Source organism: Nonomuraea fuscirosea (assembly GCF_035917475.1).
In the GTDB taxonomy this organism is placed as follows: Bacteria; Actinomycetota; Actinomycetes; order Streptosporangiales; family Streptosporangiaceae; genus Nonomuraea; species Nonomuraea fuscirosea.
Window position 1 is genome coordinate 6,738,172 of the sequence record NZ_CP109074.1, and the last position, 21,933, is coordinate 6,760,104.

A 21,933-nucleotide genomic window follows, 5' to 3' on the forward strand; every position below is an offset into this window, starting at 1 on the left:
CTCGGAGCGCCGGTGGCTGTCCGCCGGCCAGCGGTATTGGCTGGGGCTGTCTGGCTGCCCGTCTTGGGGCGATGGGCGTCGGCAGCGACGCCCGAGCGCCGGCCAGCGGACGGGAGGGCGGCCATGGCGAGGACTGACCAGGCGCCGGAGACCAGGCCGCTACCGACCGGCGATCACGATCGGATGGCGCTCATGACCGGTGTCGGCGTCCCCAGCCGTAAGAGGCCTGTCCTCGACCTCGCGCCCAAGTGTCACGTCGATGCGGCAGATGGCTGTCGCAGACTCGATGCACCGTTGGACGCCTCGCTTCTCGCCGACCGCTACCGTCTGCTCCGACCTCTTGGGCGGGGCGGCATGGGAACGGTCTGGCACGGTCATGACGAGCTCCTGACCCGCGAGGTCGCGATCAAGGAAGTGCCGCTGCCCGACGGGCCCGAACGGACGATCGTGGCCGAGCGCACACGTCAGGAGGCACGCGTCACGGCCCGCATCAGCCATCCCAATGTCGCGGCCGTGTACGACGTCGTCGAGGTGTCCGGTCAGCCCTGGATCGTGCTGGAACTGGTGCGTTCTCGAACGCTCGGTCAAACGGTGGCCCAGGACGGGCCGCTGTCTCCCCGCACGGTGGCGAAGATCGGGCTGGAGCTGCTGCGAGGGTTGTGCGCCGCTCACGCGGCCGGGATCGTGCACCTGGACGTCAAGCCGGACAACGTGCTGCTGGCTCATGACGGCCGCGTGGTCCTGACGGACTTCGGTATCGCCGTGATGGACGGCGATGCCTCCCTCACCCCGGCCGGAACGCTGACGGGCACCATGGCTTACCTGGCTCCCGAGCGGGTCACCGGCGATACTCGCCAGCAGTCGGACCTGTGGTCGCTGGGCGCCACCCTTTTCATGGCCGTCGAAGGGCGGCCCCCCTTCTGCCGTGACACGACGATTCATACGCTCGTCGCCGTGCTCGCCGACCCACCGGACCCCTTCCAGCGGGCTGGACCGCTCGCGGCCGTGCTCGCCGGCCTGCTCGACAAGAACCCCGCCACACGGCTGGACGCGGCCGGCGCGCGCGAGCAACTCCGGCACGTGGCAGGCCTATGGCCGCTGAAGGACGAGCCGGCAGCGACCGCCGTCTTCCCCGGCGCTGAATCTGCCGCCGGGCGGGGTCACCGGCGGCGCAGCCCCGTCAGGCACATTCGGGGGCCGGCGTCGATCAGCGTGGGATCGGCGCTGCGCCGCGGCGGCGCGTTGCGCACCTCGACGTTGACGCGGTCAGCGGGAAACATGACGGTGACCGGTGCGCCGGGTCAACGGCCACGCCTTGCCCGCCGACTTCCCTGATCCAGGACTCCGGTTCGTGCGGTGGGCTTACGGGTGTGGCCGACGCCCGCGCTGGCTGACCGACCCGGACGCGGTCTTCTCCGAGCTGGTCGGCCAGGCCGCCGCCGAGCTGTACGCGGCGGTGGCGCCGCTGACCTCGGCGGAGCGTCGGGGCGGCTGATCCGGCGGAGATCTACCCGGGGCTGGGCAGGCGCTCACCGGGGCTTCGCGGCGGGGGCGGGGTGGAGGGTGGTGATGCCGGTGAGGACGAGGTCGATGCCGGTGAGGAACTGTTCGCGGTCGTCGTGGTCGCGCATCTGCTCCGCGATGGCCCGGATGAACGGGTAGTCATCGGGGTCGAGCTCCTGCCAGGCGCTGGACGCGGTGTCGAGGAACGCGGCGCGGTCCGCTGCTGATGCGGGGGCGGTGTCGTCGCTCTGGCGGGTCTGGGTGGTGGCGCCGAGCAGGTAGTGGACCAGCGTCGAGGCCGTGGTGAACCAGTCGGCTCGCGGTACGCCGAGCGCGCGGACCGGCCGGCCGATGCGTTCGAAGATCCGCAGGGTCACCGGGCCCCAGGGGTTGCGGGTGAACTGGGTCGCGAGCTGGGCGGCGAGCCATGAGTGTGCGGTGACCGCGTCGAAGAGGCCGAGCGCGACGGCGCGGATGTCGTCCTGGGGCGTGCCGGCGGTTTCGCGCGCCCGGACGATTCCGGCGGGCCCGCCCGCCCGGGTGGTTGCGGCAGGACGCGTGTCCGAGGTGGTTTCGGCGGGGTGCGCATCCAGGGCAGCTTCGGCGGGGTGGGCGTCCAGGGCGGTGGCGACGACGGCGTCGGTCGCGGCTTCCAGCAGTTCGCTCATGTTGCCGATGTGCCAGTAGATCGCGCCTGAGCCGGTGGCCAACCGGCTGGTCAGCGCCCGGACCGTCAGGGCGTCCTCGCCCTCCGCGTCGAGCAGCTCGACAGCGGTCTCGATGATGCGTTCGCGGGTGAGCACCTGCCTGCGTCGCTCTGACTGACGTGTCCGTGGGGCCATGCCGGTCATTCTCGCAGGTTTGGAGCAGTGGTCCAACATGGAGTACCGTTCCATCCATGGAGCAGTGCTCCAGAAGCTGCCTGGCGTCTCACCGGGCGGTCGTGATCGAAGGAGGCTCAACGTGAACGACGTGGTGATCGTGGGTGCGGGCCCCGTGGGCCTGTTCCTCGCCGGCGAGCTGGCGCTGGCGGGCTGCTCGGTCCTGGTGCTGGAGCGGGATCAGGAGAAGAGCTCGCCGTGGAAGGCGCTCCCGCTGGGGTTGCGGGGGCTGAACGCCGGATCGATGGAGACGTTCTACCGCCGGGGGATGCTGGACGAGCTGCTGAAAGCCTCCCGCGCCGACGGGAAGACGGTCGGCGCGGATCCCGGCGCGCACGAAGCGCCGGCCCCTCGTGGGGTGAGCCACTTCGCGGGCATGCGGCTCGACCCGGCCGGCATCGACACCGCCGCCCTGCCGTTCCGGCTGCCCAGCCCGGCGATGGAGGGCATCATGACCAGCCTCGACGCGGTCGAGACGGTGCTGGCGGAGCGGGCGGCCGCGCTCGGCGTACAGATCCTGCGGGGTGCCGCCGTCGAAGCCGTGAGCCAGGAAGGCGACACCGTCGTCGCCCGAGCCGGCGGGCGCGAGCACCGGGCGCGCTGGCTCGTGGGATGCGACGGCGGACGCAGCACGGTACGGCAACTGGCGGGCTTCACCTTCACCGGCACCGAGCCGCTGTTCACCGGCTACACCGCCCACGTCACGCTCGCCGATCCACAGCAGCTGAGCCTGGGCTTCAACCTGACGCCGACCGGCATGTACCTGCGCACGCCCTTCGAGGGGCACCTCGGCATGATGGACTTCGACGGAGGTACGTTCGACCGCTCTCAGCCGCTGACCCGTGAGCACCTGCAGACGGTCCTGCGCCGCGTCTCCGGCACCGACGCCACGATCACCGAGGTCCATCGCGCCTCCAGTTTCACCGACCGCGCGATGCAGGCCACGACCTACCGCGACGGCCGCATCCTGCTCGCCGGCGACGCCGCCCACATCCACTCCCCGCTCGGCGGCCAGGGCCTCAACCTCGGCATCGGCGACGCCGTGAACCTCGGCTGGAAACTCGCCGCCACCGTCCACGGCACCGCCCCGGACGGCCTGCTCGACACCTACACCGCCGAACGTCACCCCGTCGGCGCGGCCGTCCTCGACTGGTCCCGCGCCCAGGTCGCGACCATGAACCCCGGCCCCAACGCCCCGGCTCTGCGCCGGCTGCTGCACCACCTGCTCGGCACCCGCGAGGGCACCACCCACGTGTATCGGAGCACCTCGGGGCTGTCCCACCGCTACGACCTGGGCGACGATCGGCCGCTCGTCGGCCGGACCGCCCCGGACTTCCGCCTCGCCGACGGCACCCGCCTCGGCGACCTGCTCCGCGAAGGACACGGTGTCGCCCTCGACTTCACCGCTGGCGGGCGCCTGCACGACGCCGCGACGACCTGGAAGAGCAGGCTCCGCTACGCGGCCGGACCGGTGCGGGACGACCTCGGCTTCGGCGCCCTGCTGATCCGCCCTGACGGCATCGTCGCCTGGGCCGACGACCACTCCCCCGACGTCGAGGCGTTCCGGGATGCCGTGACCCGCTGGCTCGGCGACCCGACACCCTGACCGAACACCGCAGAAGCCGACCGGCACGCGGCGGGCGTACCAGCCCCCGCGGGCCGGATCCGTTCCGATTCAGAAAGCGTGAACCCCCATGCCGACCCAGCCCGAGCTGAACAAGGAAGTGGTCCGCCGCTTCTACGAAGCCGTCCTCCGGACACCCGGTGGCCCGGACTTCGCCACGATCAAAGAGCTGACCGACGAGCAGGAGGTCGAGCTGAACTGGGGTCACCCCGACAGCGGCGTCCACCGGGGAGCCGCCATCGGGCCGGCCCGGCACCGGATGCACGAGCTGACCGGGCTGGACCTCTCGGCCATCACCATCGACGAACTCATCGCCGACGGTCCCACCCGCGTCGTCGTGGTGGCCACGAACAGCGGCGCCGACCTGCACGGCAACCCGTGGCGGATGACCGTGCTCGAACTGGTCGACGTGGTGCACGGCAAGATCACCAGAAAGCGCTCGTTCTACCAGGACACCGCGCTGCTCCGGGACATCTCACTCGAACGCGAGGCGGCACGCGCCTGAACCGGCGTCCAGCGCCACTGACGGGCCTCAGCACCAGGGGCCCTCGGCGGACGGCTCGTCCCCTGACGGCGGCCGTAACGGCCGTCCGGGGACGAGCGCTCACGTCAGGGACGGCTCAGCCGCGGACGGGTCCGCCGCCACGCGGTGACGATCAGGGCGACGAGCCCGATCACGGGTACGGAGCTGATCGCCCAGCTGATCCCCAGGGGCGGGCCCGGCTGCTCCGGCACGTTGATCACCGCGTCGCCCGTTCCCGGGCCGTTGACGGCGAAGCGGAGGGTCCAGCGTCCTTGTTCCGGTAAGGCCACGATGTCCAGGCCCCACACCTCGCGCTTGCGGGGGTGGCGGACGAGCCGACCCTGGTGCTCGGCGCCGTCGGGCGCGATCAGGGTGAGCGTCCCGTTCTTGCCGCCGATGCCGCCCTCGGGGAGGAAGGAGAAGTCGAGCGACTGCATCGCTCTCAGCGGCCAGGTGCTGAAACCGACGGCGAGCCGGTACGGCCCGGCCTGCACCTGCTCGCTGGGCACAACCTTCACCGGCTCGTACGGCTGCTCACTGGGCACGACCTGCACCCGTTCGTACGGCTGCGCCGCCGCCGGCGTGCCGGACATCGCGGCGACGAGGCCGATCACGCCGAAGAGGTGAAACAGTGCTTGGACGGTCCTGGTCATGACATCACCGCCCTTCCCGCGCCGGCGCGAGGTGCCGCAGCATCTCACCGAAGCGGATACCGAGGAAGCCGGCCGCCGCGCCCGCCGCCACGGCGCACACCACCGTGAGGATCAGGTCGACGGCTGTTCCGCCGCCCATGTCCCCGCCGCCCAAGCCTTCGCCGCCGGCGGGAGCGCCCAGGAGCAGGAACGCCTGCAAAGGCGCCGTCACCGTGAAGGCGAGGCCACCGATGCCCCCGGCCACCAGGCCGGAGCGAGCGAGGGACCGGCCGCGGCGCCAGGCACGGGCGAATAGCAGCTCCACCGCCCGGCGACCAGCGCCAGGCAGAGCGGCATCATCGCCGGCATCACCGGTACGCCGGTGACGTAGTCGCGCATCGGCAGCCCGAGCGAGTCCGCGTACAGCCGGGTGGCCCACGGGGCGAACCACCAGAAGAACGCCTGGCACGCCGCCGGCACCCCGGCGACGGCGAGCGCGCCGCCCCCACCGGTCGAGCGCGTGGGCGCCCATCACCACGGTCAGCACGGACATGAAGGCCATTCCGGCCGTCGGGAGATCGACCACGCCGCCGCCCAGCGCGCTGAGCCCGTTCGTGGTCGCCGTGCTGAACCCGAGGAGCACGGCCAGGCCGGCGATCGTGACGGGCACGCTCCACCCGCGGCCCTTGGCGGCCGAGGACACCATCACGGCTCCGGTCATGGTCAGCGTGATGGAGAGCAGGAACCCCATGTGCGGCGGCGACTCCAGCACCGCGTCGAAAACCGTACAAACCGTGCCACCACTGGTCCCATAAGCCGTAGACCAGGAACAGCGCGGCGCCGACTCCCGAGACCAGATAGCCGAGCGGGGCGGCGAAGGTGCGGCCGAACACGCCGACCGCGGGGCCGCCGACGGCGGGGTCTACCGGGCGTCCGGCCCGGTCGGCGGCGGTGGCCGACAGCACCACGACCAGGCTCGTCACTCCGGCCACCGCGCTGCCCGCGTACAGCAGGAGGTGCGGCAGCGTGAAAAAGGTGTCGGCGCCGACGTTGTAGTGCCACTGAATGTCCCAGACGAGCCCGGCCAGCGACAGCAGTGTCCCGCCGAGCAGGAGGCCGGCCGCCGTCAGCCCTTTCCGCTCGGTCGTGATCGTCCCGGCCGTCTGAGCGGCCGGCGCGGTGAGGTCCATGTACGTCCCACCACCAGGGGGAAAACAGCCTGTTCCGCACCGTTCGCGCCGCGTACCGTGACGGTGATCCGCCACATGCCCGGCATGGTCAGCACGGTGCCGGCCGCGCGGAAGCGGCCCGCCCCGAGCGGTGTGGCGGTGACAGGCGGGTACGCGTGTCCCATCTGGGGCATCACGGGTTCGAGGCCGACCTCGGTGAGCGTGCCTCCCTTGCGGCCCTCGACCTCGATGTCGAACGTGTTGGCGCCGGTGCGCGGCCGGTCCACGGACAGGTGTACGGCATAGGTGGCGGTGGGGCCCGACGAGCCGCAGGCGGTCAGCCCCACGGCCACCAGCAGTTACGCGATCCATGTGCGCATGAGGTGCCTCCCACGAAGCTAGTGGCGGGCCTCGAGCCGGTCGGCCCGTACGGCCTCGGAGCGCAGGGCTCCAGCCCGTCGGTCGGCGGCATGGTCGCCACCAACACGGCCGGCTACAACAACGTCACCTCGATCCTGGCCGGGCAGCGGCTGCGGGCCCGGTTCGTGGGCGGGATCAGCGCCAACGGCTCGGTGTTCGTGGCCCGCAAGGACGCGGACGTCACCGGCTGGGCCGATCTGAAGGGCAAACGCATCGGTTCGGTACGCGGCTCCACCCAATACGTGAACCTCGTCACCGCCATGGCCGCCCACGGCCTCGACCTCAACAAGGACGCCGGCTTCGTCAACATCCAGAGCTTCAACGAGCTGAACCTGGCGCTCCAGCGCGGCGACATCGACGCGATGGTCACGTTCCCGCCGAACTCGGGTCTGGCCGTGGACGGCGGGTACGGCGAGATCGTGCCGGCCATCCTGTCCGGTCTGTACGACGGGTCGTTCTTCGTCGCCAGTGGGGTGCTCGCCACGGACACGCTGATCAAGGAGCGGCTTGGGGACGTGCAGAAGGTCATCGACGCCTACCTCGCGCAGGGCGCCAGGCTCGACGCGGACAAGGGCGCGTGGGTGCGCGAGTTCCAGCAGTACGCGGCGGCGGGCGGGAATCCGGAGCCGCTGACGCGGGCGCTGGAGGCCGGGCACGTGCTCTGGTACCCCAACCTTGACGCCCAGCAGATCCGGCAGGTGCCGCGCACGCTGGCACGCCTGGGCGAGATCCCCCGGGACACCACCGCGGAGCTGATGGAGCGGCTGGACTACACGTTCCTGGAGAAGGCCACCGGGCGGACGGCCGCGTAGCTGGAGAAGGCGTGAGATGCGGCGACTGACGGTGATCACCCGCTCCGTGGTGCCGGCCGCCCTCCCCCGTGTCCGGTCCATGTGGCCTGTCGGTGTCCGGATGAACCTGTCGGATGGGATGTCGGAGTTCTGAGGTAATGGCTGTCGCCGCGTACGTGGGGGAGGTGCGGGCGACGGGGCGACGGCTTCACCTACAGCGTGAGCAGGCCGTACCAGCGCATCGACTACGTCATGACCTCTCGCGACATCAAAACGACCTTGGTGGCCGTCATCGGCACCGAGGCCTCCGGCCACTTCCCCATCGTGGCCGACCTCGAACTCCCCCACCCCTCGCCCTGACCGCTCGGTGCCCGCCGTCTCTCGCGACGGCGGGCACCGAGCGGTCCGGATCAGATGACGCCGCTCTGCCCGACGCAGCTCGTGACACCCTTCCTACCGGCCAGCTTCACGAAGACCCGATGCGCCATCGGCCGGGTCGCCGAGATCGCCCTGCTGCCGGAGTTGCCCGTGATCACGGTCGCCAGGAACTCGGCGTCCGGACGGCCGCCCCGATCCTGGACGAGGCTGACCTTGACCGTGGTGGGGCCTCCGGAGGCCGTCCAGTGGACACGGCTGAAGCGGTGCCCATACGTCGTGTTGATGTAGGTGACGGTCACCTTCAGCCTGTAGGACCCCTTCGAACAGGTCGCGACGAGGGCCTTGGCTGCCGACGTGGTCACCGACGCCGCCGGCGCGGACGCCGAGGCGGACGCGGTCACCGACGCCGACGCATGCGCGGGCACGCCCATCATGGCCACGGCGCCCATGGCCCCGACGACGACCGCGGTACGCATGATCTCCATAGGGGTTCCCTCCGTTGATTTTCCGTCGAGGTGAGACCATACGGAGACGCGGTATGGCGGAGGTATATCCCAATCAGACCACTCGGAGCGCGCTAGTGGGACGCTAGGTTTTCGACGACCAAGCAGCCGACGGCCAAAGTCCGCACGGCTGCCGGCCGAACTGTGTCCAAGGGATCTGTCGCCTGACTCACAGCCGGCAATGGCCGGCTCGCTTTCGTGGAACGTCAGCGACGGAGTTCGAGGAGCTCAGAGAGTCCGAGCGGCTTGAACAGGATCTGAAGGACCTCGGGGTGAACGCCGACATCGGCTTTGTCCCGCGCGGCCAGACGTGCGACCCGGAGCGGGGAAAGCGGATTCACCTCAAACCACGTGAACTCCTCAATCCCAGCAGAAAACGATTCCCGGCCATTCACTGCCGGAACTTACAGCTCGGGCGCCGATGAGAAATGGCGCCGACAGTCGTCTAAGTAGATGTCCGGTGAAAACGCGCTGCGCGCATCAAGGGAGAGCAACGAGATGAGACCACTTCGATACTCGATCAACGTCACGCTCGACGGCTGCTGCCATCACGAGGCAGGGCTCCCCCCGGACGAGGAGTCGATGCGTTACTGGACCGCTGAGATGGAGCGAGCCGATGCCCTGCTATTCGGCCGGGTGACCTACGAGATGATGAAGTCGGCGTGGCGGAAGCCGGCCACGGACACGTGGCCTGACTGGATGGATGAGTGGCAGATCCCGTTCGCCGAGACCATCGACCGGGCGGAGAAGTACGTTGTGTCGAGCACGCTGAGCGCGGTCGATTGGAATGCCGAGCTGGTGCGAGGCGACTTCGGGCAAGCGGTTCAGCGGCTCAAGCAGGAGTCAGGCGAGGGCCTGTGGGTGGGTGGCGTGACGCTCCCCCTGGCGTTGGCAGATCTGGGACTGATCGACGAGTACGAGTTCCTTGTGCAGCCGGTCCTTGCCGGACACGGGCCGACGTTGCTCGCCGGTCTGCGCGAGCGCATCCAGCTCGAGCCCGTGGACCGCCGTGAGTTCCGGTCGGGGGCGGTCGCCCTGCGATACCGGCCCACGCGAGTTACGGCTTGACGTGATTTATCTTGGCACGTTGGCCGCTCCCTCGCGACGGAACGACGGCTCGGAGTCGCGTTGGCCGCGCTGGCCGTGCCCCCGGACGCGCGGACATATCGACGGGGGACATCGCCCCGAGGTGCCGGTAGCGGATCTCAAATATCGCCCCATCGCGTTGTGAGCGCGGGCCAGGAGCTGAAACAGATCATCTGGGAACGGACAGCAGAAACCGACAAGTTAGTTCGGACGGCCATGAGCCCCCCGTCCGGACTAACTTGTCGAGCCGCAGGTCACGCCGGATTCCCCAGAAACCATGCAGCGGACCTGACACCCCGGGTCGCGCGCTCCCTCGTACCGGTCGTCCTGCCGCTGGTCGCGCTCACGATCTGGGAGTACGCCGGCCGGCAGCGGCTGCTCGCCGACGGCCTGTTCCCGCCGTCGTCCTCGGCCTGGTCGGCGGCGTCTCGGCCCTGGCCCGGCGCGCCTTCGACCGGACGATCAACGCCGTCCGGCCGATCTCGATCACCGGCTGGGTGCCGCTCGCGCTGGTCCTGTTCGGCATCGGCGACCAGCCGGCGATCTTCCTCACCGCGCTGGCCACCTTCCTCCCCGTCTACGTCAACGCGCTGTCCGGCACGCGGTACGTGGAGGAGCGGATGATCCGCGCCGCCCGCATGCTCGGCGCGACGCGCGGCGAGGTGATCCGCAGGGTCGTGCTCCCGGCCGCGCTGCCGTCCATCGCGGTCGGGCTGCGGGTGGCCGCCGCCATCGCCTGGACGACCATGGTGATCGCGGTGATCCTGGGGGCCAGGTCGGGGCTGGGGTACGTGCTGATCGACTCCTACAACCGGTTTCGCTTCGACTACGTGATCGCGGCGATGGTCAGCCTGGGCGCGTGCGGGTTCCTGACGGACCGGGCGGTGCGACTCGCCTTCGCCCGCCCGCTGCGCTGGGTCAGCGAGGGCGCCCACTAGTCCTTCGGAGGCGGGGACAGGCCGGCGAGCAGGAGGTGCTCCAGGCGCCGCATCGACGTGAGCGCCCGTTCCCGAGGCAGCGAGCGGAAGGACGAGAGCGCCGCCAGGCCCACGCGGACGTCCTCGACCGACACGTCCGCGCGTACGGCGCCGCTGCGGCGGGCGCGCCGGACGAGCTGGGCCAGCGCTTCCGCCTGGGCGAGCCGGTCGTCGGCGAACGTGGTTCCCAGCGCCGCGCGCGGGCCGAACAGCACCTCGTTCAGCCCGCGGTCCCTGAGCTGGCGTTCGGCGAAGTGGCGGATGGTGGTGCGCAGCGCCCGCCAGGGGTCGGGGTCGTCGAGCGCGGCCCGCATGTCGGCGCGGCAGCGGGCGACGTGCTCGGTGAGCACCGCGGCGACGAGGTCCGTACGGGAGGGGAAGTGCCGGTGGACCGTCGCCGGGCCCAGGCCGGCGCGGCGGGCGATCTCCCGCATGGTCAGGTCCACCCCGTCGGCGGCGAACGCGTCCCGGGCGACGGTCACGATGTGCCGCCGGTTGTGCGCCGCGTCGGCCCGCGGTTTCCGAGTCATCGTCGTGCGCACGCCTCTCACTTCGCCCCGGATCGGATCCCCGGCTCCGGCCTCATGGCTACGGTAGTGCGCGTTTCCCCCTATCTGATGCCGGAAGGTGATGATGTTCGCTGTCCACTTCGACCGCTTCGGTCCGCCCGATGTGCTCACGGTCGGTACGCTGCCCGAGCCGCACGCGGGCCCCGGCCAGGTCCGCGTCAGGGTCCGGGCCGCCGGCGTCTCCCCCGTCGACCTCGCGCTCCGCGCCGGCCGCTCCCCCTCCAGCGAAAGGCTCGCGCTGCCGCACATCCCGGGGGTGGACGCCGCCGGGGTGATCGACGAGATCGGCACGGGCGTCACCGGCCAGGCCGTCGGCGACGAGGTGTTCGGCGTGGTGGAGGTGGCCCGGCTGGGCGGGGCGAGCGCCGAGTTCGCCGTGCTCGCGTACTGGGCCGCGAAACCCCCCTCGCTGTCCTGGACGGAGGCCGGAGCGGCGGGCACCAGCGTCGAGACCGCGACCCGCGCGCTCGACGTGCTCGGCGTGCGGGAGGGGACGACACTGCTGATCGACGGCGCGGCGGGCGGGGTCGGCAGCGTCGCCGTGCAACTCGCGGCCGCGCGTGGCGCCCGGGTGATCGGAACGGGCCGCCCCGAAAGCGCGGCCTTCCTCACCGGGCTCGGCGCGGTCCCCGTCGCCTATGGTCCGGGGCTGCCGGAACGGGTGCGGGCGCTGGGCGTCGAGCGGGTCGACCTGGCGCTCGACATCGCGGGCGCGGGCTCACTGCCGGAGCTCGCCTCGATCACGGGTACGCCGTCCTCCGTGCTCACCCTCGCCGACTTCACCGGGCCGGAGCTCGGGGTCCGGGTCTCGGTCGGGGAACTGGGCGGCGAGCCCGGCGGGCGGCACGGCCTGGCCGTCGCGGCGGCGCTGTCCGGGGAGGGCCGGTTCCAGGTCCCCGTACGGGAGGCGTACCCGATGACCAGGGCGACGGCAGCCCACTCGGCCGCCGCACGGGGCCCGCGCCACGGCAAGATCGCACTCACCGCGGACTGGTGACTCTACGGCGGGAACCCCCGCCGCTACCCGTCCTCCCTGCTCCCCGGGATTCCGCGATAGATGTCGAGGAGCTGTTGAGTCGAGCGGGGCAGGGATGCGTAGGTCTGGGGCCACCGGCGAGCGTCCGTGAGGTCGCGGCGGGAGCGGACGGTGTCGGGGTGGTCGGGGCCGAGGAGTCGTAGGCGTGCTTCGAGGTTGCGTTCGTGCAGGGGAATCGAGTGATCCCATTCGCCGACGTACTCATAGCCGTAGGCGAGGGCGTCTCGGGCGGTCAGAGTGTCCGGATGGTCTTCGCCCAGATCGCGTACGGATTCGGACAGTGCTCGTTGCCGATCTTCGATCTTGCCGGCCACCGCATGCAAGGTGATGCGAAGGAGCAGGGCTTCCTTCATCAGGAGATGCAGGAAGCTGCCCGGTTGCGGCTCCGCCTGGTGGGTCACCGCGTCGACGTGTGGAAGGAGAATCCTCCAGACGGGCCACAGGCCGAACTCCTTCCGGTCGGGAAGGGCCCTGGTCAGGGCGGTGGCGGCCTGTTCGCGGGCCTCGGCGATGTCCTCGGGCCGGCGGTGCGGGTCGTCCGGGTCAGGAGTACGGGCGACGGCGCCGACCAGGCGATGGACCGCCAAGGTGTCCCGGCGCACGGTGATCATGCTGTACGCGGCGAGCCGGCCCACTGCTGAGATCAGCTCCGGGCCGCTGAAGAGATGTCCGAGGAGAGCGCGGGGAATGTCGTCGGGGGCGTACCAGGCCAGGATCCGCAGAATCCGGCCGGGCAGGGGGTCGTCGGCGAGGCGGTCCAGGGTCACATGCCACACGCGGGCGACGGTGCGCGCGGGGTCGGTTCCTTCGGCTCTGCCCCGGTACATGGTGCCCGGATGGTCGGCGAGCAGTGCCGCATACTCACCGGGGGTGAGGTCGGCCTGCGTCATGTAGGCGCCGGCCTGCTCGATGGCCAGCGGCAGGCCGCCCAGCTCCGTGCAGAGTTCGTCGATCCCGGTGAGGTCTCGCTCGCCCCCGTGGGTGAGGATGCCGCTGAGCAGTTCCACCGCTTCCGCCTGGTCGAGGACGTCCAAGGCGATGGGTGTGGCCAGACGATGCCAGCCGGTGGCACGGCGGCTGGTGATCAGGAAGCGGCCGTGGGGCGCCCTGGCCAGCAGTGGCTGGACGTCGGCGGGGTTGTCGACGTTGTCGAGGACGACCAGCCAGCCCTCGTGGGAGGCCAGCCACTGCAGCGCCTGCTCCTTGAGCGCCTCCAGCGGAAGCACGTTGGACAGCGCGGGCTGCAGTGCGGTGGCCAGCTTCGCCAGACCGGCGTCGATGCCGGCGGCGTTGTCGGCGGTGATCCACCAGATCGGGCAGTGGCGGGCGGCGCCACGGGTGGCGGCCCACTGCGCCGCGAGCGTGCTCTTCCCGATCCCGCCCAGCCCGTGCACCGCCTGCACGACGGCCCCGCCCGGTCCTTCCAGCGCCTCGTCCAGGCGGGCCAGGGCCTGGAGGCGGCCCACGAACAGACCTGTGTGCAAGGGCACGTTGGTCAGCCGCGGCGGTGGCGGGAGGTCCGCCATCCGGATGAATGCCTCGGCCGGCAGCACGGATGCCTGGTCAGCCTGGATCAGCACGTTCGTCGCGCCTTCGCCGGTCGACGCGATGCCGTTGAGGTCGCCGCCGACGGCCAGGGAACGGTCTCCCTCAGCGGCGGTGCTGCTTTCCGGAGGGCGCTGATCGTCGCTCGACGGGGACCGGTCGCTCATCGGTGCTCGGCACTGTCATCCGTGGCGGCTTCTCGTGAAATGTCTCCGCCCACGATGATTGATCGCTCCCAAGGTCCTGTGCCGAGCCGTTCGACCTCTGTTGCTTCTGGGGTGATGTTACCGAGTCGCCACCGCCCCCGGGCGATCCCGCAGCGGTCCCCAGAGGGCGACTCCCGCGCAGGCGAGGGTGAGCAGGAACGGGTGGGTGGCGCCGCGTTCGACGAGGCCGACGAGGACGTTGGCCCCGGAGATGACGTCGGCGAAGTAGGCCACCATCGACACCAGGCCGATCACGCCGGCCGCGACCAGCGTCCGCCCGAGTCTCGGCGAGAGCCCGGCGCGCCGGTGCATGCTCCCGAGCGCGATGGCCAGGACGTTGCCGCCGACGAAGCCCGCCAAGGCGCCCCAGGCGTGGAAGTCGCCGGTGCCGTCGTTCATCGCCTCGCCGGATCCGGGGAACAAGCCGAGCAGGACACCGCCGGCGGCCAGCAGCGTCGCGGGCACGAGCGCCGCCCAGCGGCGCCGGCCGGGCAGGCCGCGCAGCGCGGCCACACCGGCCAGGATCGTGATCCCGAACAGGAAGAAGCCGGTGTTCATCACCCAGGCCAGCGGTGAGTACATGTACTGCCCGAACAGCGTCGAGGGCCCGTGGACGCCGAGGTTGCTGATGAAGTGGTACGTGTAGCTGTAGGGCGGATCCGTCCAGGCCGCGGCGGCGATGAACTCGGTCAGCAGGAAGATCATCGGCCCCGCGGCGAGCAGGGCTCCCGCGGTTCGGCGCTGTTGCCGTGGAGGCCGGCGCGTGTCGGGGGTGAGCGCTTCGGGCGCTGCGTCGTTCGCGGCTCCGGCCTGTTCGAGGCTCGGGGGCGGGTTGGTGTCGCCGGCCATGATTCTGGTTCCTTCCGGTGGTGGGCGCTGTGGTCGGTACGGGTTCGTCCGACACACTAGCTTCACTCGGTCACTTACTACACCGAGACTACTTTTATCGTCAATGTAGTTGTAGTCCGGCAGTAGTAGGCTCTGCCCATGGTTGACGGCATGGCCGTGGGACGGCGGGAACGCAAGAAGGCGGCGACGCGGGCGGCGATCCTCGACGCGGCGACGGCGCTCTTCCTCGAGCGCGGCTTCGACGAGGTCAGCGTCCGCGAGATCGCCGACCAGGCGGACGTCTCCCCCAAGACGGTCTTCACGCACTTTCCGCAGAAGGAGGCGCTCGTCTTCGGTGACGAGGACGAACGGCACGAGCGCCTCGTGGCGGCGGTCCGCGACCGGCCGCCGGGGAGTTCGATCTCCGACGCGCTCAAGGCGCACTATCTCGCCGAGATCGCCGCGATGAGGACCGGGCCCCAACGCCGGATCCTCGCTCTCATGGAGGAGACGCCGGCCCTCATCGATTACGCGGAGAAGATGTGGTTCCGCCACGAGGACGCTCTGGTCGCCGCGATCGTCGAGGAGTTCGGGCTCACGGAGCCGACCGAAGAGATCCGGTTCTACGTCCGTTTCGCCCTGCAGATCCAGCTCAGCGCCACCCACGAGGCCGATCCGGAGCCGACCGTCGACGCGGGGTTCCGGCTGCTCGACGAAGGCTGGGCGCGATACGACGAGGGCGGCGACCGATGCGCATCCAGGTGAGAACTCGCGCGGAGCGCGAGGGGCGGGACGGTGGTCAGACGGTCGTGCGGGACCACTGCTGGTTGGTGCCGGTGTTGCAGGGGTACTGCTTGAGGATCGCGCCGTCCGCGGTCGACGCGGACGGCACGTCCACGCACTTGCCGCTGTGGCGAGCCCGAAGCTGGAAGTAGCCGCCGTTCGCGACCAGCTGGAACTGCTGGTTGGCGCCGGTGCCGCAGGTGTACTGGACGAGTTCGGCGCCGTCGGCGGTCGAGGCGCTCACCACGTCGAGGCACTTTCCGCTGTGACGGCTGACGATACGCCAGTAGCCGCCGCCGGCGTCCTGGAAGCGCCACTGCTGCCAGGCGTTGCCGAGGTAGGTGTACTGGCCGACGCGTGCGCCGTTGTCGGTGTTCGGCTGCTGGACGTCCATGGCCTTGCCGCTGTGCCGCACGTTGATCCGGTACGTGACCGGCGGGGTCGGGTCGCCGATGCTGTCGCCCCAGGCGTAGCGGATCCGGTCGGCGCCGGAGGGGTTGCGCACGGTCAGGTCGAGACTGGTGCCGCTGCCGCTCAGGGCGTACATCGAGTAGTGGTCGTAGCCGAGGCCTCCGGTCGGTTTGCCGCCGAGGGCGGGCCAGTAGGTGCCGCCCATGTTGTTGTCCCGCATGACCTGGGCCATGGCGCGGATGTGGCGGACGAAGTTGTCGGTGCTGTTCGCGTCGCCGTAGTCGAGGCCGGTGGCCATCGGCGCGCCGAACTCGGTCGCGACCGCGCGGGAGGCGCAGTTGCCGAGGCGGGTCTGGATGTGGGTGCGGAAGGCGTCGTACGTCATCGCGCTGTAGAAGAAGGCGTAGTGGTGGAAGGAGAGCAGCGTGGCGTTGAAGCGGCTGTCGGCGCAGACGTCGCGCAGGTCCTGGCTGTAGCCGGTGCCACCGATGAGCACCCGGCCAGGTACGGCCGAGGTGTGGTAGCCGAGCCAGTTCGCCGCGACGTCGCGCCATTCCGCCGAGGTGTAGCCGTGCGGCTCGTTCATCGGCTCGAAGTAGACGTTGCCGTTGGAGCCGTACGTGCTGGTCACGCTGGACCACATCGTGTTCCACGCGGCGAGGTTCGTGATCCGGCCGCCGGAGGCGGCGCCGTCCTCCCAGTAGGCGAGGATGACCTTGAAGCCGCGCGCGGTGGCGGCGTCGATGGCGCCGCGGTAGGCGTTCCACCAGGTGGTGTTGGCCACGGTGTGCGTGTTGATGGGCAGCCGGACGGTGTTGACGCCCATGGTGGAGGCCATGTCGTCATAGAGGGCGTTGGCCTTGGCGCGTACGGTCGCGTTGCTGTCGGACTGGCTCAGGCCCTGGACGACGAGCGTGCCGGTGCTGAAGTTGTCGCCCAGGACGGCCCAGTTCATGCCGCGGAACTGGCTGGTGGCGGCCTGAGCCGGTGGCGCCGAGACGATGAGGCCGGCGGCCGCGACGAGCGCGGTCGCCAGCAGGGCGATCAGCGACCGGGTGTTTCGCGACGATGAGCGACCGTCGGACGAGGTGATCAGTGTCATGAGATTTCCCATCACTGGAGCGTGGAGCTGAGTTCTCGGGCGGCCCACTGCGAGGGGTGTCACGAGTCGCCGGAGGGGCCCGGGGCCCGGGTGAACACCGTCTGCTCCGCCGCCGTCTTCAGGCCGGCCATGGTGGACGACCTGCGCATGACGATCCGCGAGGACCACGTCGTGGCCAGGTAGTACCAGTTGCCGGTGGGTCAGACCTGGGTGCGGCTCCACTGCTGGTTGACGCCGCCGCCGCAGGCGTACTGCTGGATGTCGGCGCCGTCGCCGGTGCCGGAGCCGACGACGTCGAGGCACTTGCCGCTGTGCCGTGCGACGAGCCGGAAGTAGCCGCCGGCGGCCTGCCACTGCCATTGCTGGTTGGTGCCGCCGCCGCAGGTGTACTGGATGATGTTGGCTCCGTCGCCGGTGGAGCCGCTCGCCACGTCCAGGCACTTGCCGCTGTTGCGGTTGACGATGCGGAAGTAGCCGCCGCCGGTGTCCTGGAAGTCCCATTTCTGGTTGCCGCCGCCGTTCCAGGTCCACTGTTTGATCTCGGCGTTGTTCGCGGTGGATGCGGACACGACGTCCATCACCTTGCCGCTGTTCCGGTTGGTCACGCGGTACGCCGGCGCCGGGCCGGGCACGTCGGCCACCGGCAGGATCGTGCCGTGGCGGCAGCCGGGGCAGGTGATCTGGCTCAGGCCCGACCAGGAGTTCAGGTCCGTGCTGGTGGCGGTCCAGATGCCGCCGTTGGTGTACTTGTCGATCCAGACGCGCCAGGAGCCGTCGCCCATCCGCAGCACGGCCGGCCCCTCGTAACCCGAGCTCCACAACCGGCCCTGGTCGCTCCACCCGCTGGTGAGGCTGGTGCTGGTCCAGTGCTCGATGTACTTGGAGGTCTCGTTCTTGGTGAACGCGTGGTACGTGCTCCCCGACTTCACCACGTACGTGTCGATGTGGTTGAAGCCGAGGCCGCCCAGTTGCGCCGGTCCGCTCCAGGAGGTCAGCGACGTGTTCTGGGCGGTGAAGACGTAGGGGCGGAAACAGTCGGAGCACGTCGTCTGGGCGATGCTCACGATGATCCGGACGGTGCCGCCCTCGACGTAGAACTCGGGCGCCCACGTGAAGCGCGTGTCGGCGATGCCGGAGTTCACGCTGGTCACGTGCGTCCAGTTGACCAGGTCGGGGCTGGAGGCGATGTTGAAGTAGGTCGAGTTCGTGGTCCATGACTGGACGGTGTGGGCGACGTAGTAGAGCCCGCCGTGCTGGATGACGCTGGGGTCGCGCAGCACTCCGGACGGGCCGCGGTAGCCGGTGTCGGCCAGCACGCCGAAGTTCGTGCCGTCGGCCGAGGAGTAGACCCAGAGCTCCTGGTCTGCGGCGGCGTCTCCCTTGAACGTGGTGTAGACGTAGCCGGGAGCGGCCTGTGCGGGTGCGGCGACGGCCACCGCGGTGGTGGCGACGGTGAGCGCCACGAGGCAGAGCCGGGCCGGCCATTCCTTCACGATGACCTGCGAGGTCGGTACGAGTGCGTCATGTCTCCGTCCATTCGCCGATTAGCTGTTAGCGCTAACATTTGCGGCCGATCTGCGGGCGTGAGCCTTTGATCGTGGGTGGCGTGCCAAACGTGCGGCCCGTAATCAGGGGGAAGGCGGGCGGTTACGTCGGCGTCAAATCAGTGTGTGCACTCACGCCGGGCCGGTCAATACCCATGATTGGTTTCACAGCCGCAGACGGCGATACGGCGAGCCTCCGGATCGCCCGAAAGGGCAGGTGGCAGGCGATGCCAGGGCCGGCTCTGCCGGGCTTCAGCGGCAGCGTGACCAGAAGCAACTCGCGGCGAAGTATTGACATCCGGGCCGCCGGCGTCAACCATCTGCGAAACACCCCGTAAACCTGCCTATCACCTCCAGGGCGGTGATGTTAACGCAAACATTGATCTTGTGAAGATTATCGGGGTGATGGTCCGCCGCGCGTTCTGTTCGCCATTCCCGCATAGAAGGGTGATTGCTGTGTTTCCGCTACGCTTACGCCACTCGATCGCCGCCGCCCTCCTCCTCGCCGCCGCCTTCGTCAGTCAGGCGGCTCCGGCTCAGGCGGCTCCGGCTCAGGCGGCTCCGGTGACCATCGCGAACGGCACCCAGTTCCGCGACACCAGCGGCAACGTGCTGCACGCCCATGGCGGCGGCGTCCTGCGCGAGGGTGGTCACTACTACTGGTTCGGCGAGAACCGCAATCCCGACAACACCTTCCGCGCGGTCTCGGTCTACCGGTCCACGGACCTGAAGAACTGGGAATTTCGCAACGACGTCCTCACCCGGTCGTCCCATCCCGAGCTCGACGTCGCGAACATCGAGCGGCCGAAGGTCATCTACAACGGCTCCACCGGCAGATTCGTCATGTGGATGCACAAGGAGAACGGCTCGAACTACAGCGAGGCCCGCGCCGCCGTCGCCTCCTCCGCGACCGTGGACGGCGACTACACCTACCACGGCAGTTTCCGTCCGCTCGGGCAGCACATGTCGAGGGACATCACCCTCTACAACGACAGCGGCACCGCGTACATGATCTCGGCCGCGGACGAGAACTACGACCTGCACATCTACCGGCTCACCGCCGATTATCTGAACGTCAGCACGCTGGTGGGCAATTTCTGGAACGACGCCCACCGGGAAGCCCCGGCCCTCTTCAAACGGGGAAACGTCTATTTCCTGCTGACGTCGGCGGCGACGGGCTGGAATCCGAACCAGGCACGCTACGCGACCGCGTCGAGCATCTCCGGGCCGTGGACCGGATGGACGAACGTCGGCGACGGCACCACGTTCGGCTCCCAGCCGACGTACGTGCTGCCGATCCAGGGCTCGTCCACCACGGGTTACCTCTACATGGGCGATCGCTGGGCCGGGGCGTGGGGCGGTCCGGTGAACGACTCCCAGTACGTCTGGCTGCCGATCACGTTCCCCTCCGCCACCAGCATGAGCCTGACCTGGTACCCCGAGATCACCGTCGACGCCGCCACCGGCGTCGTCTCCGGCGGCGGCTCCTCCCCGTACTACCGGATCACCGCGCGCGGCAGCGGAAAGGTGATGGACGTCGTCGGCGCGTCCACGGCGAACAACGCCGAGGTGAAGCAGTACCCGTGGAACGGCGGCGGGAACCAGAGATGGCAGTTCCAGGACACCGGCGGCGGCTACTACCGGCTGGTCAACCAGACCAGCGGCAAGTGCCTGGACGTCGCAAGCGCCTCGACCGCCGACGGGGCGAACGTCATCCAGTACACCTGCGGCGGCGGCGCCAACCAGCAGTGGCAGTGGGTGGCCACCGGCGGTTACTTCCAGCTCAGGGCCCGGCACAGCGGCAAGTGCCTGGACGTCGTCAACGCCTCCACCGCCGACGGGGCCGACATCCAGCAGTACGCGTGCGGCGCCGGCACCAACCAGCAGTGGTCCCGTACCCAGGTCTGACGCGAGCACCGGCCGCACCGGCCGCGTCGGCCCGCATCGGCGAGAGGAATGCCATGACCAGACACGCACGCACCGTCCCGGGCCGGGTCGCGGCGCACCTGCTCGCGGTGTGCACGCTGCTGGCGGCGGCGCTGATCGCCGCACCCGCGCACGCGTCGAACCCGCTGGTGCACCGGTTCGCCGCCGATCCGTCCCTGCACGTCTACGGCAACCGCGCCTACGTGTACGCCACGGACGACGAGAGCAACAGCGGCACGTACTGGGACTCCAGCGCGTGGCGCGTGTACTCCTCGGCCGACCTGGTGAACTGGACCGACCACGGCGCGCCGTTCGCGGTCACCGGGTTCCGCTGGGCGACACGGTACGCGTGGGCGCCGTCGGCGGCGCAGCGGAACGGCTACTACTACCTGTACCTGCCGACCGACCGGACCAAGATCGGGGTGGCCCGCAGCACGTCACCCACCGGCGGGTTCAGCGATCCGCGCGGCACCCCGCTGATCGAGAAGGGGCGGGACGCCAACACCGGTGAGGAGCCCATCGACCCGGCGGCGTTCGTCGATGACAACGGGCAGGCGTACCTGTACTTCGGCGGCGCCCGCGCGCCGAAGGTGGTCCGGCTGAACGCGGACATGATCTCCACCACGGGCGCCGTCCAGAACGTGACGATCAACGGCGGCAGCGGCTTCGCCGAGGCCGGCTTCATGCACAAGCGGAACGGCGTCTACTACTTCTCCTACTCCACGGGCTGGCCCGGGCAGATCGCCTACGCCACGGCGAGCAGCCCGCTCGGCCCGTTCACCTACCGCGGCGTCATCCTCGACAGTGTCAACGTCAACACCAACCACCACGCGATCGCCGAGTACCAGGGCCGGTGGTACATCGCCTACCACCGCAACGCCCGCGCCGGGGGCGGCACGTACAAGCGGTCGCTCGCGATGGAGTACCTGTCCTACAACGCCGACGGCACGATCGGCCGGGTGACGCAGACGAGCGCCGGGGTCGGCACGCCGTCGATCGCCGCCAGCCGGCTGCAGTCGTACAACTTCCCCGACCGGTACGTCCGGCATGCCGACTACGACGTGCGGATCGACCCGGACGTGAGTCCGGCGGCGGACGCGCAGTGGCGGGTGGTGCCGGGCCTGGCCGACACGGGCAGTGCGTACGTGTCGTTCGAGGCGGCGAACTTCCCCGGCTACTACCTGCGGCACTGGAACTACGACCTCGTGCTGGCCAGGAACGACGGCAGCGCCACGTTCCGGGCGGACGCCACGTTCCGGCGGGTGGCCGGGCTGGCGGACGCGTCGGCGACGTCGTTCCAGTCGTACAACTTCCCCGACCGCCACCTGCGCCACGCCGACTACCTGCTGCGCATCGACCCGATCAGCACCACGACCGACCGGGCCGACGCCACGTTCCGCATCACCGGCTGACCTGGGCGCTGGGGAAGGCTTTGCCTCAGGCGGAGAGACCGCGCGGTGCCGCTCCGCTAGCGTTGGAGGTGTTTCACGGGCCGC

General features: G+C 70.1%; 23 protein-coding genes. 13 read left to right on the forward strand and 10 right to left on the reverse strand.

Annotated features, from left to right (window positions below; all coding sequences use genetic code 11):
- Positions 1–192: 192 nt before the first annotated feature.
- Complete coding sequence (locus OIE67_RS30845) at positions 193–1,335, forward strand: serine/threonine-protein kinase (protein WP_326645522.1); 1,143 nt, start codon at positions 193–195, stop codon at positions 1,333–1,335.
- A gap of 16 nt (positions 1,336–1,351) precedes the next feature.
- Positions 1,352–1,495: a hypothetical protein gene (locus OIE67_RS30850; protein WP_326627012.1), complete on the forward strand. Its 144-nt coding sequence runs from the start codon at positions 1,352–1,354 to the stop codon at positions 1,493–1,495.
- A gap of 34 nt (positions 1,496–1,529) precedes the next feature.
- On the opposite strand, the gene OIE67_RS30855 is transcribed toward OIE67_RS30850, so the two are convergent.
- Complete coding sequence (locus OIE67_RS30855; protein WP_326627014.1) at positions 1,530–2,345, reverse strand: TetR/AcrR family transcriptional regulator; 816 nt, start codon at positions 2,343–2,345, stop codon at positions 1,530–1,532.
- Between the two features lie 121 nt (positions 2,346–2,466).
- Between OIE67_RS30855 and OIE67_RS30860 the strand changes: the two genes are divergently transcribed.
- Positions 2,467–3,990 carry an FAD-dependent oxidoreductase gene (locus OIE67_RS30860; protein WP_326627016.1) on the forward strand — a complete coding sequence of 508 codons (1,524 nt, stop codon included), beginning with the start codon at positions 2,467–2,469 and terminating at the stop codon, positions 3,988–3,990.
- Between the two features lie 88 nt (positions 3,991–4,078).
- Entirely contained in the window at positions 4,079–4,513 is a 435-nt protein-coding gene (locus OIE67_RS30865; protein ID WP_326627018.1) for a nuclear transport factor 2 family protein, read from the forward strand.
- Between the two features lie 104 nt (positions 4,514–4,617).
- Here OIE67_RS30865 and OIE67_RS30870 read toward each other — a convergent pair whose 3' ends face one another.
- The 3 genes from OIE67_RS30870 to OIE67_RS30880 form a co-directional block, all read right to left on the reverse strand.
- A complete protein-coding gene (locus OIE67_RS30870) occupies positions 4,618–5,184 on the reverse strand; it encodes a hypothetical protein (RefSeq protein WP_326627020.1) in 567 nt (188 codons plus the stop codon).
- A gap of 4 nt (positions 5,185–5,188) precedes the next feature.
- Positions 5,189–5,935 carry a hypothetical protein gene (locus OIE67_RS30875; RefSeq protein WP_326627022.1) on the reverse strand — a complete coding sequence of 249 codons (747 nt, stop codon included), beginning with the start codon at positions 5,933–5,935 and terminating at the stop codon, positions 5,189–5,191.
- Positions 5,936–6,289: 354 nt separating this feature from the next.
- Positions 6,290–6,685 carry a FixH family protein gene (locus OIE67_RS30880; RefSeq protein WP_326627024.1) on the reverse strand — a complete coding sequence of 132 codons (396 nt, stop codon included), beginning with the start codon at positions 6,683–6,685 and terminating at the stop codon, positions 6,290–6,292.
- Between the two features lie 48 nt (positions 6,686–6,733).
- On the opposite strand from OIE67_RS30880, the gene OIE67_RS30885 reads away from it, so the two are divergent.
- Both OIE67_RS30885 and OIE67_RS30890 read left to right on the forward strand, forming a co-directional pair.
- A complete protein-coding gene (locus OIE67_RS30885; protein ID WP_326627026.1) occupies positions 6,734–7,564 on the forward strand; it encodes an ABC transporter substrate-binding protein in 831 nt (276 codons plus the stop codon).
- A 198-nt stretch (positions 7,565–7,762) separates the two neighbouring features.
- Positions 7,763–7,903 carry an endonuclease/exonuclease/phosphatase family protein gene (locus tag OIE67_RS30890; RefSeq protein WP_326627028.1) on the forward strand — a complete coding sequence of 47 codons (141 nt, stop codon included), beginning with the start codon at positions 7,763–7,765 and terminating at the stop codon, positions 7,901–7,903.
- 50 nt (positions 7,904–7,953) lie between these two features.
- Here OIE67_RS30890 and OIE67_RS30895 read toward each other — a convergent pair whose 3' ends face one another.
- On the reverse strand, positions 7,954–8,406 hold the full coding sequence (locus tag OIE67_RS30895; RefSeq protein WP_326627031.1) for a hypothetical protein: 453 nt from the start codon (positions 8,404–8,406) through the stop codon (positions 7,954–7,956).
- A gap of 471 nt (positions 8,407–8,877) precedes the next feature.
- On the opposite strand from OIE67_RS30895, the gene OIE67_RS30900 reads away from it, so the two are divergent.
- Both OIE67_RS30900 and OIE67_RS30905 read left to right on the forward strand, forming a co-directional pair.
- Complete coding sequence (locus OIE67_RS30900; protein ID WP_326627032.1) at positions 8,878–9,492, forward strand: dihydrofolate reductase family protein; 615 nt, start codon at positions 8,878–8,880, stop codon at positions 9,490–9,492.
- A gap of 257 nt (positions 9,493–9,749) precedes the next feature.
- Positions 9,750–10,448, forward strand: a complete 699-nt coding sequence (locus OIE67_RS30905; protein WP_326627034.1) for an ABC transporter permease — start codon at positions 9,750–9,752, stop codon at positions 10,446–10,448.
- Here the strand turns inward: OIE67_RS30905 and OIE67_RS30910 are convergent.
- Positions 10,445–11,017 carry a TetR/AcrR family transcriptional regulator gene (locus tag OIE67_RS30910; protein ID WP_326627036.1) on the reverse strand — a complete coding sequence of 191 codons (573 nt, stop codon included), beginning with the start codon at positions 11,015–11,017 and terminating at the stop codon, positions 10,445–10,447. The genes OIE67_RS30905 and OIE67_RS30910 overlap by 4 nt on opposite strands.
- A 103-nt stretch (positions 11,018–11,120) precedes the next feature.
- Here OIE67_RS30910 and OIE67_RS30915 point away from each other — a divergent pair, with 103 nt between their 5' ends.
- The gene (locus tag OIE67_RS30915) at positions 11,121–12,053 is read left to right on the forward strand and encodes an NADP-dependent oxidoreductase (protein WP_407674915.1); all 933 of its coding nucleotides are present in this window, start codon (positions 11,121–11,123) and stop codon (positions 12,051–12,053) included.
- Between the two features lie 23 nt (positions 12,054–12,076).
- Here the strand turns inward: OIE67_RS30915 and OIE67_RS30920 are convergent, their stop codons facing one another.
- Together OIE67_RS30920 and OIE67_RS30925 are read right to left on the reverse strand one after the other, a co-directional pair.
- The gene (locus tag OIE67_RS30920; protein WP_326627040.1) at positions 12,077–13,804 is read right to left on the reverse strand and encodes a tetratricopeptide repeat protein; all 1,728 of its coding nucleotides are present in this window, start codon (positions 13,802–13,804) and stop codon (positions 12,077–12,079) included.
- 117 nt (positions 13,805–13,921) lie between these two features.
- Complete coding sequence (locus tag OIE67_RS30925; RefSeq protein WP_326627043.1) at positions 13,922–14,692, reverse strand: DUF998 domain-containing protein; 771 nt, start codon at positions 14,690–14,692, stop codon at positions 13,922–13,924.
- A 138-nt stretch (positions 14,693–14,830) separates the two neighbouring features.
- Between OIE67_RS30925 and OIE67_RS30930 the strand changes: the two genes are divergently transcribed.
- Positions 14,831–15,436, forward strand: a complete 606-nt coding sequence (locus tag OIE67_RS30930) for a TetR/AcrR family transcriptional regulator (RefSeq protein WP_326627045.1) — start codon at positions 14,831–14,833, stop codon at positions 15,434–15,436.
- 34 nt (positions 15,437–15,470) lie between these two features.
- On the opposite strand, the gene OIE67_RS30935 is transcribed toward OIE67_RS30930, so the two are convergent.
- Positions 15,471–16,967 (reverse strand): RICIN domain-containing protein, encoded by a 1,497-nt coding sequence (locus OIE67_RS30935; protein ID WP_326627046.1) that lies wholly within the window; start codon positions 16,965–16,967, stop codon positions 15,471–15,473.
- A 21-nt stretch (positions 16,968–16,988) separates the two neighbouring features.
- Between OIE67_RS30935 and OIE67_RS30940 the strand changes: the two genes are divergently transcribed.
- A complete protein-coding gene (locus OIE67_RS30940) occupies positions 16,989–17,150 on the forward strand; it encodes a hypothetical protein (RefSeq protein ID WP_326627048.1) in 162 nt (53 codons plus the stop codon).
- Positions 17,151–17,167: 17 nt separating this feature from the next.
- Here the strand turns inward: OIE67_RS30940 and OIE67_RS30945 are convergent, their stop codons facing one another.
- A complete protein-coding gene (locus OIE67_RS30945; protein ID WP_326627050.1) occupies positions 17,168–18,460 on the reverse strand; it encodes an RICIN domain-containing protein in 1,293 nt (430 codons plus the stop codon).
- A 507-nt stretch (positions 18,461–18,967) separates the two neighbouring features.
- Between OIE67_RS30945 and OIE67_RS30950 the strand changes: the two genes are divergently transcribed.
- Positions 18,968–20,419 carry an RICIN domain-containing protein gene (locus OIE67_RS30950; protein ID WP_326627052.1) on the forward strand — a complete coding sequence of 484 codons (1,452 nt, stop codon included), beginning with the start codon at positions 18,968–18,970 and terminating at the stop codon, positions 20,417–20,419.
- A gap of 53 nt (positions 20,420–20,472) precedes the next feature.
- Positions 20,473–21,849: an AbfB domain-containing protein gene (locus OIE67_RS30955; protein WP_326627054.1), complete on the forward strand. Its 1,377-nt coding sequence runs from the start codon at positions 20,473–20,475 to the stop codon at positions 21,847–21,849.
- Positions 21,850–21,933 lie beyond the last annotated feature (84 nt).

Bases quoted from the DNA above. Each gene is read 5' to 3' on its own strand.
- OIE67_RS30900 (WP_326627032.1), top strand. From the start codon at position 8,878: ATGTCCGGTGAAAACGCGCTGCGCGCATCAAGGGAGAGCAACGAGATG.
- OIE67_RS30935 (WP_326627046.1), bottom strand. From the start codon at position 16,967: ATGACACTGATCACCTCGTCCGACGGTCGCTCATCGTCGCGAAACACC.
- OIE67_RS30855 (WP_326627014.1), bottom strand. From the start codon at position 2,345: ATGGCCCCACGGACACGTCAGTCAGAGCGACGCAGGCAGGTGCTCACC.
- OIE67_RS30895 (WP_326627031.1), bottom strand. From the start codon at position 8,406: ATGGAGATCATGCGTACCGCGGTCGTCGTCGGGGCCATGGGCGCCGTG.
- OIE67_RS30910 (WP_326627036.1), bottom strand. From the start codon at position 11,017: ATGACTCGGAAACCGCGGGCCGACGCGGCGCACAACCGGCGGCACATC.
- OIE67_RS30920 (WP_326627040.1), bottom strand. From the start codon at position 13,804: ATGAGCGACCGGTCCCCGTCGAGCGACGATCAGCGCCCTCCGGAAAGC.
- OIE67_RS30870 (WP_326627020.1), bottom strand. From the start codon at position 5,184: ATGACCAGGACCGTCCAAGCACTGTTTCACCTCTTCGGCGTGATCGGC.
- OIE67_RS30955 (WP_326627054.1), top strand. From the start codon at position 20,473: ATGACCAGACACGCACGCACCGTCCCGGGCCGGGTCGCGGCGCACCTG.
- OIE67_RS30925 (WP_326627043.1), bottom strand. From the start codon at position 14,692: ATGGCCGGCGACACCAACCCGCCCCCGAGCCTCGAACAGGCCGGAGCC.
- OIE67_RS30845 (WP_326645522.1), top strand. From the start codon at position 193: ATGACCGGTGTCGGCGTCCCCAGCCGTAAGAGGCCTGTCCTCGACCTC.
- OIE67_RS30915 (WP_407674915.1), top strand. From the start codon at position 11,121: ATGTTCGCTGTCCACTTCGACCGCTTCGGTCCGCCCGATGTGCTCACG.
- OIE67_RS30865 (WP_326627018.1), top strand. From the start codon at position 4,079: ATGCCGACCCAGCCCGAGCTGAACAAGGAAGTGGTCCGCCGCTTCTAC.
- OIE67_RS30930 (WP_326627045.1), top strand. From the start codon at position 14,831: ATGGTTGACGGCATGGCCGTGGGACGGCGGGAACGCAAGAAGGCGGCG.